Origin of the sequence: Corynebacterium sp. KPL2680 (assembly GCF_040225675.1) — a bacterium.
GTDB lineage: Bacteria > Actinomycetota > Actinomycetes > Mycobacteriales > Mycobacteriaceae > Corynebacterium > Corynebacterium rhinophilum.
This window is the reverse complement of record NZ_JBEHFM010000003.1, coordinates 64902-77440: the sequence shown is the minus strand read 5'-3', so window position 1 is coordinate 77440 and position 12539 is coordinate 64902. Positions and strand designations below refer to the sequence as shown.

Genomic DNA, 12539 nt, shown 5'->3' with positions numbered 1-12539 from the left:
TCTTAAATCAGGTGCGGGTTCAAGCTTGGGTTGGGGTGGCAGCCACGCCAGGGAGGAAACTCGTTGACCTGCCACGCGGTGGTTTCGCCGCCGTGCGCGGGCGAGGACTTTATGGGGCAGTGTCCGGCTGTCATGTACACCCAGAATACGGATATCTTTTAGCGCGTGCAGGGCCCTCGCTTGCCGATGCCCCCTTTAAAGCTTCGTTACCAATGTCAGCCCCGAACCCAGTGGGAGCCGGGTCACGGTGGCGCCTTCGAGTTCGCGGAGGTATTCATCGGCCTCGCGCGCGGCGGCGGTATCGCGGTCGGTGCGGGAGGTGTCGGCGACGGTGCCATCGAGAAGCGCATTGGCAAGCACGAGCGTGCCGTGCTGGTGCAGCAGGGGCCAGGCCGCCTTGATGAGGGCGGGGAGGTCGAGGGCGGCGACGTCCGCGTAAATGACCTGGTAGGCCTCGGTGGCCAGGCGCCCGAGCACGTCGAGGGGGCGCGAGGGGAGAAAGCGGCCGCGGGTGGGGGCGTAGCCTGCCTCGCGGAAGGCGGCCTTGGCGCTGCGCTGGTGCTCGGCCTCAGGGTCGATGCACGTGAGGATGCCGTTGTCTGGCATGCCCGCGAACAGGTAGAGACCGACGACGGAGGCGGCAGGGGTAATCGCCACGGCCTGGGGGCGGTCTACCACACCGGAGGAGGTTGCCGTCAGCGTGGTGAGAAGCTGACCGGTGGATTCATCCGGGACGGGCAGGCCGTATTCCTCGGCGTGGTCGCGGGCTCCGCGGAGAGCCGCCGAAGGCTCACTGGTGGAATCGATATAGGAGCGCAGTGCGTCATATGCGGTAGTAGTCACGATTAAGACAATAGGTAAAGTTGCGCGCTAGGGTGGCAAAAACGCGCCTAGCCAGCGAAATTGTGGTCTGTGGGAAGTATGTGACGGACTCACAGGATATTATCAGCGCAGCAGCTGGAGTTTCCGCGCCGAGTATAGAAAAATGACATCCATGACAGAAACGAAGCGCGATGCCGAGTCCGTTGCCTCCACCGATCCGAACGTGGAGTTGACCGGTACCGCGGCGTTCGATGCTGGGGAAGCCACGATGCCTTCGTGGGCCGAATTGGTGGCAGAGCACGCCGATGGCGTGTACCGCTTGGCCTACCGTTTATCCGGTGACCAGCAGGATGCCGAGGATCTCACCCAAGAGACCTTTATGCGTGTCTTCCGCTCTTTGGATAAGTACCAACCGGGTACCTTTGGCGGCTGGCTGCACCGCATCACCACGAACCTCTTTTTGGATATGGTGCGCCACCGCTCCAAGATCCGCATGGAGTCCCTACCTGAGGATTATGAGCGCGTTCCGGGTACGGATATGACCCCGGAGCAGGCCTATACCGTGGCCAACCTGGATCCCGTGCTGCAGTCCGCGCTGGATAGCCTGGCGCCGGATTTCCGTGTCGCCGTGGTTCTGTGTGATATCGAAGGCATGAGCTATGACGAAATCGCCGAAACCCTCGGCGTGAAGATGGGCACGGTGCGCTCACGCATCCACCGCGGCCGCTCCCAACTGCGTGCGGCGCTGGAAAAAGAGGCACAGACCAATGCGGAAGCGCGCATCTTGTTGCGCACGCGCTAGAATCGAATCGTTAGCTCCCCTGCCGCGTGGCAGGGGGGATTAAGTGTGAGTAATCCGGCTGTGGCATGAACGTGAGGAGGGGTGTCGATGGACTCACTGCGCGGACGCCGCACCCTCTCCAGGCTCAGCGTGCGGGGTGACTTTACCCCCGCGCAGGCGAAGGCCCGGGATAAGGCAAAGGCGCGGGCGCGGCGCAGCGATTCCATCGGCCACCTCGGCCCAGAGGCCGTCGTTGCCTTCGTGGACGGGGAGATGGAGCCCAAAGCCATGCACCGCGTGCGCATCCACCTGGTCCACTGCGCGGAATGCCGCGCCGACGTGCACCACCAGCGCCATGCCTCTGAGTGGGTGCGTCACTGCAGCGATGATTCCGCGGTGAAGGCCCCGCAGTCCTTATTGGCCAAGCTGGCGGGAATGGCTACGGAAGGCGTGGCCCCGGGCCCCGATGCGTCGACCCCGGCGCACCGGCCGGAGCAGGATTTCCTGGATAAAGTCGAGACGGTGGTACGCGCGATTAAACACAATCAGCGCGGACAGAACTAAACGGAGGGCGAGGATTTAACCGTGTTTTCTTCCATTGGCTGGCCCGAGATTATTGTCATTGTCCTCCTCGGCATCGTCATCATCGGCCCGGAGCGCATGCCGGAAGTCATCAAGGACGTGCGCGCGGCCATCTACGCCGCCCGCAAGGCCATCAATAATGCGAAGGCCGAGCTCAACGGCGAGATGGGGTCCATCTCCGCGGAATTCGACGATATCCGTGGCCCGCTCAACCAAGCTGCACAGTGGACGCGGTTAGGCCCGAAGGGTGCTATTACCAAGGCGCTTTTCGATGGCGACGATTCCGCCTGGGACGACTTCAATCCCCAGAAGATGGCCGAAGACATTAAATCCGGCACCGCGCCGAAAGAACCCGAACAGCGCGCGCAGGACAACAATGGCCCCGCCCGGCCCACCTTTAACTATGCCGAGGTATATGGCGATACCACCGAAACCACCCAGCAGCCGCCCCAGCAACAACAAAAGCCGCAGCGCGGTGGGGAAGATTCCACCGGCGGCGGCTCTGAGTGGAGCGACGTTACCTAATACAACGCGCTCTTAGTTCACGCCCAAGTTGAGGCTCTTGCCCACGAGGGAATCGGAGCGGATGGCGAGCTTATCAGCAACTGCCCTGATTTCCTTTGCGGCAGGGGAGTCGGGTGCTTCGAGCACGATGGGTGTGCCGGCGTCGCTATTCGAGCGCAGGGACGGATCCAGCGGTACGGACGCCAGCAGCGGCACCTCGTGGCCCAGGATGACGCCGAGGCGGTCTGCGACGATCTGGCCGCCGCCTTCACCAAAGACATCCATGGTGGAGCCATCCGGCATGACCATGGCGCTCATGTTCTCAATCACGCCGGCCACGCGCTGGCGCGTTTGTTGGGAGATGGAACCGGCGCGCTCGGCTACCTCTGCTGCAGCGGCCTGCGGCGTGGTGACGATGAGCAGCTCCGCATTCGGGATGAGCTGCGCAACGGACAGCGCTACATCGCCGGTACCCGGAGGCAGGTCGAGGAGGAGGACATCGAGGTCGCCCCAGAATACGTCCGCCAAGAACTGCTGCAGCGCGCGGTGGAGCATGGGCCCGCGCCAGACGACGGGCGCGTTACCCTCCACGAACTGCCCAATCGAGATGTGCTTAATGCCGTGGGAGATGGGGGGCAGCAGCATTTCATCATCAAGCACGGTGGGGCCGTCGGTTGAGCCGAGCAGGCTGGGCACGGAGTGGCCGTAAATATCGGCATCGACAATGCCGACCTTCAGGCCCTTATCCACCAGCGCTGCGGCAAGGTTGACGGTCATCGAGGACTTGCCGACGCCACCCTTACCCGATGCCACCGCAAATACGCGGGTCGTCGAATCGGGCTTCGCAAAGGGAATCTCGGGTTCGGCCTTGCCGCCGCGTAGCTTTTGCTTCAGCTCGCGGCGTTGCTCATCGCTCATCGCGTCCATGGTCACGGTGACCTTGCCAACGCCGTCGATATCCTCGACCGCGGCACGGGTATTGGTCTCGATGGTGGACTTCATGGGGCAGCCCGCGATGGTCAGATAAATGCCAACGGTGACGTCGTTTCCTTCGATATCGACCGATTTCACCATATTGAGTTCGGTGATGGGGCGGCCGATTTCTGGATCCTGTACGTGGGAAAGAGCCTCGCGTACGGCTGATTCGGTAATAGAGCTAGACATAACTCTTGCCATCTTAGTCACGGCGCTACCTCAGGTAAACACGCCTGCACGGTAGACTCTGTGGGACGTTTAAATCCATCCGTTTGTATCGGTGAACTAGAAAAATTAGAAGGAGCACCCTCAGTGAAGCGCAGCCCCGCCCGTCGATATGCCCGCGCTACTGTTACCGCGGTGGTAGGCGCTGCGCTGCTTGCTGGCTGCTCAGACAAGGTCGAGACCAGCCCCGCTGCGGCACAATCCGAACCGGAACAGGTGCAGATCGTCGTTGACCCTGCAGAAACAGATCAGCTCATCTTAGGCGAGGTATTCCGGCAGTCGCTCTTGGAGGAAGGACGCATAGCCGAATTGAAGAAAGAAGAAACCTTCAAAACACATGGAGGCAAGGGCAGTTCCCTAAACCCGGAAGGCAATTTTTACGTTGGGTGCACCGGCAGCTTTTTAAGCCACTTTAATCCCGGTGAGGCGCGCGATATCTCGGCGGAATATAAAAAGGCAGAAGAAGACAGTGAGCCGGGCGGGGAGGACTTCCTAGCCCGCACCCACATTGCACTCATGTCTACCTTGCCCACTCAACTTGCCACCGTCGAGCCCTCCGGCGCTCACGGTTGTGAGGATGCGCAACCAGAGCTGCCAGAAAACTTCGTGGTCATCTATAGCGATAGCCTCTTTGACCGCGAAGAGGAAAAATCCGTCGCCGCGGTCACCAAATTCATCACACAAAAAGATATCTCTGACATGGTGGAGGCGCTAGAGGATGGCGAAGAGCTGAAGAAGGTCGTCCACGAATGGATGGAAGCTTCCGGAATGGACATTGTCAATGAAGAAAGCGATTCCGGCTCCTCCGGCGGCTCGGATCTGAGCAGTTCTTAAGCTTTTGGTGCGGTCCGTTCTACCCACCGCCCGCCCTTCGCGCTCACCGGCAGGCGCGCTTTAGCGTGCGTTCGGCCTCTTCGTGATCGCGAAGGGTGGGGTAGGCGAACTGGTAAATCTAATCGTCGCACCATTTCTGCGATAGCTGCACCGCGCCCCTTGACGCTCACGGGCGGTGCTTGCCGATGCCCCTCCACCTCGCCGGTGAGCGCGAAGGGCGGGTAGGCGGCTGGCTGGAAGCGAACCTAGCGAGGCGAAGGCAACAGCGTCCATGAAATAGCATTAAGCATGAAAATGCCCCAGTGAGGAAATAACCTCACTGGGGCATTCAGCGCTGTACTGCGCTAGGTGCGGCTTCGGCGATTAAAAGCGATTAAACGTCAAAGGCCTCTTCAAGCAAGTTCTTCTGCTCAATCTGGTGCACCTTGGCGTTACCCGTAGCCGTAGAGGACTGGGCGCGGCGGGAAACGCGGACCATTTCCGGCATATCCGGAATGAGGTTGCGCAGGTGCTCGTTGTAGAACGGCCATGGGCCTTGGTTGGCGGGCTCGTCCTGTACGAACCGGACCTGGGTGGCGTTCGGGTACATCTCGAATGCCTCGCTCAGGCGGTTGAACGGAATCGGGTGGAGCATTTCCACGCGGACGATGGCGATGTCATCGCGGCCGTCAGCCTCGCGCTTCTTCTCCAAGTCCCAGTAGAGCTTGCCGGAGACCAGCATGATGGTCTTAACCTTGTCCGTATCGCCGACCTTCTTGTTATTGACGTCCACGAAGTGGGGGTCATTGATAACAGAGCGGAACTTCTTGACCTCGGTGAACTCCTCAACGGAGGAGGTAGCGGCCTTGTTGCGCAGCATGGACTTCGGGGTGAAGACGACCAGCGGGCGCTTCATTTCACCCAAAGCCTGGCGGCGCAGCAAGTGGAAGTGGTTAGCCGGGGTGGACGGCTGAGCCACGGTCATGGAACCTTCCGCACACAGCTGCAGATAGCGCTCGATGCGGGCGGAGGAGTGGTCTGGGCCCTGGCCTTCGTAGCCGTGCGGCAGGAGGAGAACCAGGCTGGACAACTGGCCCCACTTGGCCTCACCGGAAGAGAGGTACTCATCGATGATGGTCTGGGCACCGTTGGCGAAGTCACCGAACTGGGCCTCCCACGCCACGAGGGCGTCGGGGTTACCCACGGTGTAGCCGTATTCGAAGCCCATGCCGACGAACTCGGTAAGCGCGGAGTTGTAGACCATGAACTTACCGCCGTTGTCCTTGGACACTGCCAGGGAATTGAGCGGGTTGTACTCGTTGCTATTGCGGTGATCGAAGGTCACGGCGTGGCGCTGGGTGAAGGTACCGCGGCGGGAATCCTCACCGGCCAGGCGCACGACCTTGCCCTGGTTAGCCAAGGAACCGAAGGCGAGCAGTTCGCCCCAGCCCCAGTCGATGCCGCCTTCGCGGACAGACTTCGCACGGTCCTTGGCCACCTTGGCCACGCGCTTGTGGTACTCGAAGTCCTCGGGTGGGTTGCCGTAGGCATCGCCAAGCTCGACCATCTCTTCAGCGGTGATGGAGGTATCCAGGCCGCGGGTGAGATCCTGCGAGGAGGTAATACCGGTCTGTTCCTTGGGGCCGGCCTTTTCGGCTTCCTTGTGCTCGGTGAATACTGACTCCATCTGGTCGTGGAAGTCGCGTGCCGCTGCCTCGGCGTCCTCGGCAGACAGGTCGCCACGGCCGATGAGCTCGTTGGTGTAGTGCTCGCGCACAGGCTCGTGGTTCTCAATGACCGAGTACAGCTGCGGCTGGGTCATGGATGGGTCATCGGCCTCGTTGTGGCCGCGCAGACGGTAGACCACGAGGTCAATGAAGACGTCCTTGCCAAACTGGCGGCGGTATTCTGCGGCCATCTGGCCAACCCAGACAACGGCCTCTGGGTCATCACCGTTGACGTGGAAGACCGGGCAGTCAAAGCCCTTGGCCAAGTCGGTGACGTAGTGGGTGGAACGGCCGGAATCCGGGGTGGTGGTAAAGCCCACCTGGTTGTTGACCACGATGTGGATGGTACCGCCGTTGGTAAAGCCGCGCAGCTGGGACAGGTTGATGGTCTCCTGTACGACGCCGAGGCCGGTGAAGGATGCATCGCCGTGGAGCATGACGGGAACGACGGAGTAGCCGTCCTTGCCCTTGTCCAAGATGTCTTGCTTGGCGCGGGCGATGCCCTCCATGACTGGGTCCACAGCCTCGAGGTGGGACGGGTTGGCTGCAAGGGTGACCTTGATTTCACCATCGCCGAACATCTGCAGGTGCTCGCCCTCGGAGCCCAAGTGGTACCTCACGTCACCAGAGCCGCCGAGCTGGCCGCCCTTGTAGTTGCCGTCGAACTCGCCGAAGATATCTGCCAGCGGCTTGCCCACGATATTGAACAGCACATTCAGACGGCCGCGGTGCGGCATGCCCATGACAACCTCGTCGAGGCCCTGGCCCGCAGCGGTATCGATGATGGAATCCAAAAGCGGGATAAGGGTTTCAGAGCCCTCGAGGGAGAAGCGCTTCTGGCCCACGTACTTGGTCTGCAGGAAGTTCTCGAATGCCTCGGCGGCGTTGACCTTCTGCAGGATGTACTTCTGCTCGGCATTGGTCGGCTTTGGCATGCCGGCCTCGAGGCGGTCCTGCATCCAGCTGCGCTCGTCGCGGTCCAGGATGTGGGTGTATTCGGAGCCGACCTTCAGGGTATAAGCAGCGCGCAGGCGGGAAAGCACCTCGCGCAAGGTCATCTGTTCCTTGCCGCCGAAGCCGCCGACGTTGAAGACGCGGTCCAAGTCCCAGATGGTCAGGCCGTGCGTAGCGATGTCGAGGTCGCGGTGATCCGGGCTAGGCAGGCCGGGCTGGGACCAGCCGAGCGGGTTGACATCGGCAAGCAAGTGCCCGCGGGAGCGGTAGGACTCGATGAGCTGCATGACGCGGGTGTTCTTGTCCACGCCAGAGTTGGGGATGTCCTGTGCCCAGCGGAAGGGCTCATAAGGAACGCCCATGGACTCGAAGAGCTCGTCCCAGAAGGCGTCATCAACAATGAGCTTGCCGATGGTGCGCAGGAACTCGCCGGACTCTGCACCCTGGATAACGCGGTGGTCATAGGTGGAGGTCAAGGTGACCAGGCGGCCGACGCCCAAGTCAGCCAGGCGGTCAGCGGAGGCGCCGGCGAATTCTGCCGGGTAATCCATGGAACCAACGCCGATAATGGAGCCTGCGCCCTTGGTCAGGCGAGCAATGGAGTGGCGGGTGCCGATGCCACCCGGGTTGGTCAGGTTAATGGTGACCCCAGAGAAGTCATCCATGGTGAGCTTATTCTTACGGGAACGGGTAACGATGTCCTCGTAAGCCTCAATGAACTCGGCGAAAGACTTGGTCTCGCACTCCTTGATGGCGGCGACCACGAGGGCGCGGGAGCCATCCTTCTGCGGGAGGTCGATGGCCAGGCCCAGGTTGATGTGCTCAGGCTGGACGACGAAGGGCTTGCCGTCCTTTTCCTCGTAGCGCACGTTCATGCCAGGGTGCAGCTGCACGGCCTTGACCATGGCGTAGCCAATAATGTGGGTAAAGGAGATCTTGCCACCGCGGGTGCGCTTCAGGTGGTCATTGATCATGGAGCGGTTTTCCCACATGAGCTTGACCGGCATATCGCGCACGGTGGTAGCGGTAGGAATCTCGAGGGATTCTTCCATGTTCTTAGCAATCGCCTTAAACATGCCCTTGAGCTGGCGCTCGTCGCCGCCCTTATAATCTTCTAGGTCATTCAGCGGAGACTGCGCATTCTTGCCCGCAGAATGCTTCGCCTTCGCGGACTTTTCCTTGGCCTTAGATACAGACTCTTTCACGTTGGTATCGCGGGCCTCTTGCTTGCGGGCGGTGGTAGTGCCTTCGGTCTTCTTGGCCGAGGACGTGGACTCTGCCTTTGCCTTCTGTGGCTGTGGCTTAGATGCTTTAGATGGAGCCTCAGCTTCCGGCTGCGCCTTGGGCGCGCCGTTTGCTTCGAAATAGTCGCGCCACTCCTTGTCTACGGAGCTAGGATCCTTGGAGTACTGCTGGAACTGCTCGTCTATCAGCCACGCATTCGGGCCGAAGATGCTCGATGTGCTCACGGCAGGTTTTCGCCTCATTTCTCTGCTTTAAAATGGTCGTTTATTCGACTTTAGTCCGGACTTTGTACGAGCGCATTTATCACCCGCCAAAGTGTCTGCCTATATGATACGGGCCAATCCCTCACCTTCACTATGTCAGGGGTACTGAATTCGCTCTAAACGATCATTGGGTACCCGCCTCAGTGTGGGAAAGAGGGGAGAGCTGGTGGCGGGCGTGTTCGATGACCTGATTGGCCAGCTTGCGATTGGCCTTCGTGCCAATGACCGCGCCGATGCCCATAGGCATGAGCTTGCCCACCCATGCCCACTTCATGCGCTTGGTGATTTGCTTGGTAAATACCTTGGTCAGGCGGCCATTGATGCCAGATAGCGTGGGACCGGAAAAGCGGGAGAGGGAGGCTACGGAACGCGCCCCCGTGACCGTGCCGAGGTCCCCCACGAAAGTATCAACCACCGCGGAACCCTTCGAGCCAGTCAGTACCACCAGCACCAGGGCGCGGCGGCGCTCGGGCGAGGAGATATCGTCGCCGCGCAGGTACGCGGACGCCAGGATGTACCACGCGGCGGCTTCAAGAAAGACCACGGATTCCGCACCAATGGTGGCAGCACCCGTAAATAGCCCGATGCCGGGCACGGATGCGGAGGCACCAGCGGCCGCGCCCGTGCCGGTAGTGATATTGATGAAGTGCTTGTTAATAAAGCCCTGCAACTCTTGGTCAGTTGCATCCGGGTGATGCTTCTTTAGGTTCTTGACGTATTTGGAAATAACACCAGATTGCACGGATACGGCGCGGTCCAAAGAGTTCAGCAGAGCCTTGGTAAATCGGCCGCTGTGCTCTGGATCGATGTCATATGTGTCAGTAGCTGCGTCATCTGGGGCGGACTTTTTAAATATGGACATGCCTTCTCCCACACCAATCCTTAATTTGTTGGGGCAGTAGTATTAATTGATTTTTTACCTAGCATAGCCCTGGCCTTGAAAGAAGGGGGCGCGCATGTGCGATTCGGATCGCGGCCGGCGTGCAATCTACCTAAGGTAGGGAGTATGCCTTACCCGCAGGATGGTCAACGCGACAGTGGGGACTCTTATTCCGAAGAGTCCACCGCTGCCGCGCGCTTGCGGGCCATGCGCGCACACGAGCGCGCCCGTCAGGCCCACGAGCGGGCACAGAATGCCTACGCGGATGAGCTCACGGTGCGCACGACCTCCGGCTGGGTGCGTGGGGTCATCGAAGAAGACCTTAGGGTAGATCGCCCCATTAGCGCCGGGCCGGTGCGCACGTGGCGTGGCATTCCCTTCGGCGCCTCCACGGCCGGCGACAATCGCTTCCGCGCCCCGCGCCCGGCGCCGCGCTGGGACGGGGTGCGCGATTGCAGCCAATTCGGGCCAATTGCCCCACAACCCACGTACTCCTGGACTGACCGCATCGTCGGCTCCGAGGACTGCCTGTACCTAGACATCGTGCGCCCGCGCACGGAAGAAAAGTTGCCCGTCGTGGTGTATTTGCACGGCGGCAGCTTCATCATGGGCTCATCCCACATGCTCATGTTGCGCGGATTTGAGCTCGCCACCCGTATGGACGTGATCTACGTTTCCATCAACTTTCGCCTCAACGCCTTGGGATATCTCGATCTGCGCAGCCTTGGCGGCGAGTGCAGCGCTAACCCCGCCGTGGCGGATCAGATTCTGGCCCTTAATTGGGTGCGAGATAATATCGCTGCCTTTGGCGGTGACCCAGACTCCGTTACTCTCATGGGCGAATCCGCGGGTGGTGCCGCGGTGCTGGCGCTGATGACCAGCCCGCCGGCCGAGGGGCTCTTCCACCGCGCCATTGCCCAATCTCCACCCATCGCGCTGGTGCATTCCCGCGCCCAATCCACCTTGTGGGCCCGCGAACTTGCCCGCCGAGTGGGCCTGCCGCGTCGGGTGAGCGTGGATGATCTGCGCCAAGAAGACTGTGCGGATGTGGTGCGCTCCGGCCAATCCATGATGTGGCGCGCCGGCGAGCTACTGCACTTAAACTCCTGCTACGCGCCCACGGTGGACGGCGAACTTTTGCCCGAGCACCCTATCACCGCCTTTGAGCAGGGCCATCAACACAAAATTCCGTTGCTGATTGGCACGAATTCGGATGAAGCCAGCTTTGGCAAGTTCCTCTTTCAGCGCCAAAGCGCCCGGGAGCGCGCAGCCCTCCGGCTTTTGGCCTCCTATGATCCCCACCACGCCCCTGAGGTCGTGGCCGCCTATCGCGGCGCGGTCCGCAGGGAGGATTTTGCGCACTTGCTTGCCGATGCCCTCTTCTGGGCACCCTCCACCCGCATCGCCAGCGCCCACTCCGAAGTGGCCGATACGTGGATGTACCGCTTCGACTTCGCCTCCGCCGTCTTGAAGTGGCTGGGGCTAGGCGCCATGCACTCGATGGAATTGGGCAATGTCTTCGGTGATCCCCAATCCTCGCGCGCCTCCCTGTTAACCGGTTGGGGCTCGCGCGCTGAGATGGAGGAATTGACCTCCACCATGCAGGATCACTGGGCCGCGTTCATCCACGGCGGCAGCCCCAAGGCGCAGTGGCCGCGCTATGAGGGCGGTGCGCGCGCGACCATGATTTTTGATGAACAGGCCTATATCGTGCATGCCCCCAATGACGGTCGCCGCAAAGCGTGGGAGGATTACCACATGGTGGAGTGGGGAAGTGGGCGCCCAGAGCTCGTGCGCTCCCTTGGTTTCCAACCACACAGGCGGGATTAGCGGTAGAATCCAGAGTGACCGCGGGCGGCGTCTTGCCCACCGCGGAGACCTCTGCTTCCGAAGGATGGATTTTCACCACCATGAGCTTTTTCGAAGATATCGCTTCCGCATTGGACGCCGAGGGCATCGAGTCCCGCGTCAACGAAGACGTCATGTTCGTTCCAATCACCTCTGATTTGGAAATCCAGTTTGTTGAAATCGATCCTCTCTTGCCTGCCGCCAACGTGTACATCGCTGCGGCGGATGTGGATGAAGACGATGAAGAATTCGAGGCCGTCTTGGTCTCCGTTGCCTTTTCCGTCGAAGACGCCGTAGAAGCCGTCTCCCGCCACATCGCCACCGACCAGGTTGTTACCGTCCTGCGTGACCTCCTGGAAGGTACCGATGAGCGCATCGCGGAATTGGAGTTTGACCAGGATGAACTCAACCCGCACCTCGTGGTGGCGGAAGTAGGCAACGATTCAGAGCTGCGCGTATTAGTAGAAACCATCGACGGCGTGCCCTCTGCCATCGTGCGCTTCTTGGCCTTCGACTTCGATGAAGAAGATATGGAAGAGCTCGAGGATGAGGCCGTCACGGAGCTATGGCAGGTGGATGAGGATGGCGAAGACCTCGATGAAAACGAGCGCCTTGCCCTCTTTGGCAACACCGATTCTGATGACATCCCCATCGTAGAAGTCCCCGCTGAGGCCCTAGAACTTGGTACCTACACCGATTTCGACCGCCTCTTTGACGTGCTCGGGTTGGTCTCGGAACAGGCCCTTGATTGGGAGGCACAGCTCGTCAACTTCGATGAGGATGACTTCGAGGAACCAGACGTCTACGACATTTTTTGCGAAGATGCCGATGATGACGATGACGAGGACCTTGAGTTCTTCGACACCTTCACCGAAGAAGACGACGCTGACGCTGATGACGAGGGCGACAACAACTAAGCC

The 12539-nt window shown here is 60.6% G+C and carries 11 protein-coding genes; 6 read left to right on the top strand and 5 right to left on the bottom strand.

The window, feature by feature from the left end:
* Positions 1-2 precede the first annotated feature (2 nt).
* Both ABRP66_RS02525 and ABRP66_RS02520 read right to left on the bottom strand, forming a co-directional pair.
* Complete coding sequence (locus tag ABRP66_RS02525; protein WP_284769897.1) at positions 3-134, bottom strand: hypothetical protein; 132 nt, start codon at positions 132-134, stop codon at positions 3-5.
* Positions 135-195: 61 nt separating this feature from the next.
* The gene (locus ABRP66_RS02520) at positions 196-843 is read right to left on the bottom strand and encodes an O-methyltransferase (protein ID WP_023028631.1); all 648 of its coding nucleotides are present in this window, start codon (positions 841-843) and stop codon (positions 196-198) included.
* A gap of 151 nt (positions 844-994) precedes the next feature.
* On the opposite strand from ABRP66_RS02520, the gene sigE reads away from it, so the two are divergent.
* The 3 genes from sigE (at position 995) to ABRP66_RS02505 (ending at position 2710) form a co-directional block, all read left to right on the top strand.
* Positions 995-1624, top strand: coding sequence for an RNA polymerase sigma factor SigE (sigE, locus tag ABRP66_RS02515; protein WP_005280118.1), 630 nt, complete (start codon positions 995-997; stop codon positions 1622-1624).
* An 87-nt stretch (positions 1625-1711) separates the two neighbouring features.
* The gene (locus tag ABRP66_RS02510) at positions 1712-2167 is read left to right on the top strand and encodes an anti-sigma factor family protein (RefSeq protein WP_284769895.1); all 456 of its coding nucleotides are present in this window, start codon (positions 1712-1714) and stop codon (positions 2165-2167) included.
* Between the two features lie 21 nt (positions 2168-2188).
* Positions 2189-2710, top strand: coding sequence for a twin-arginine translocase TatA/TatE family subunit (locus ABRP66_RS02505; RefSeq protein WP_284769894.1), 522 nt, complete (start codon positions 2189-2191; stop codon positions 2708-2710).
* A 12-nt stretch (positions 2711-2722) separates the two neighbouring features.
* On the opposite strand, the gene ABRP66_RS02500 is transcribed toward ABRP66_RS02505, so the two are convergent.
* Positions 2723-3853 (bottom strand): Mrp/NBP35 family ATP-binding protein, encoded by a 1131-nt coding sequence (locus tag ABRP66_RS02500; RefSeq protein ID WP_284782512.1) that lies wholly within the window; start codon positions 3851-3853, stop codon positions 2723-2725.
* 123 nt (positions 3854-3976) lie between these two features.
* Here ABRP66_RS02500 and ABRP66_RS02495 point away from each other — a divergent pair, with 123 nt between their 5' ends.
* A complete protein-coding gene (locus ABRP66_RS02495; RefSeq protein WP_284782513.1) occupies positions 3977-4723 on the top strand; it encodes a hypothetical protein in 747 nt (248 codons plus the stop codon).
* Positions 4724-5096: 373 nt separating this feature from the next.
* Here the strand turns inward: ABRP66_RS02495 and ABRP66_RS02490 are convergent, their stop codons facing one another.
* Positions 5097-8852: a multifunctional oxoglutarate decarboxylase/oxoglutarate dehydrogenase thiamine pyrophosphate-binding subunit/dihydrolipoyllysine-residue succinyltransferase subunit gene (locus ABRP66_RS02490; protein ID WP_502879902.1), complete on the bottom strand. Its 3756-nt coding sequence runs from the start codon at positions 8850-8852 to the stop codon at positions 5097-5099.
* 163 nt (positions 8853-9015) lie between these two features.
* A complete protein-coding gene (locus ABRP66_RS02485; protein WP_284782515.1) occupies positions 9016-9753 on the bottom strand; it encodes a hypothetical protein in 738 nt (245 codons plus the stop codon).
* Positions 9754-9897: 144 nt separating this feature from the next.
* Here ABRP66_RS02485 and ABRP66_RS02480 point away from each other — a divergent pair, with 144 nt between their 5' ends.
* Both ABRP66_RS02480 and ABRP66_RS02475 read left to right on the top strand, forming a co-directional pair.
* The gene (locus tag ABRP66_RS02480; protein WP_296088135.1) at positions 9898-11601 is read left to right on the top strand and encodes a carboxylesterase/lipase family protein; all 1704 of its coding nucleotides are present in this window, start codon (positions 9898-9900) and stop codon (positions 11599-11601) included.
* Between the two features lie 80 nt (positions 11602-11681).
* Entirely contained in the window at positions 11682-12536 is an 855-nt protein-coding gene (locus tag ABRP66_RS02475; protein WP_284782611.1) for a DNA primase, read from the top strand.
* Positions 12537-12539 lie beyond the last annotated feature (3 nt).

Excerpts from the sequence above, each read along its gene's own strand:
- ABRP66_RS02525 (WP_284769897.1), bottom strand. The coding sequence starts at position 134 with ATGACAGCCGGACACTGCCCCATAAAGTCCTCGCCCGCGCACGGCGGC.
- sigE (WP_005280118.1), top strand. The coding sequence starts at position 995 with ATGACAGAAACGAAGCGCGATGCCGAGTCCGTTGCCTCCACCGATCCG.
- ABRP66_RS02510 (WP_284769895.1), top strand. The coding sequence starts at position 1,712 with ATGGACTCACTGCGCGGACGCCGCACCCTCTCCAGGCTCAGCGTGCGG.
- ABRP66_RS02500 (WP_284782512.1), bottom strand. The coding sequence starts at position 3,853 with ATGTCTAGCTCTATTACCGAATCAGCCGTACGCGAGGCTCTTTCCCAC.
- ABRP66_RS02485 (WP_284782515.1), bottom strand. The coding sequence starts at position 9,753 with ATGTCCATATTTAAAAAGTCCGCCCCAGATGACGCAGCTACTGACACA.
- ABRP66_RS02480 (WP_296088135.1), top strand. The coding sequence starts at position 9,898 with ATGCCTTACCCGCAGGATGGTCAACGCGACAGTGGGGACTCTTATTCC.
- ABRP66_RS02475 (WP_284782611.1), top strand. The coding sequence starts at position 11,682 with ATGAGCTTTTTCGAAGATATCGCTTCCGCATTGGACGCCGAGGGCATC.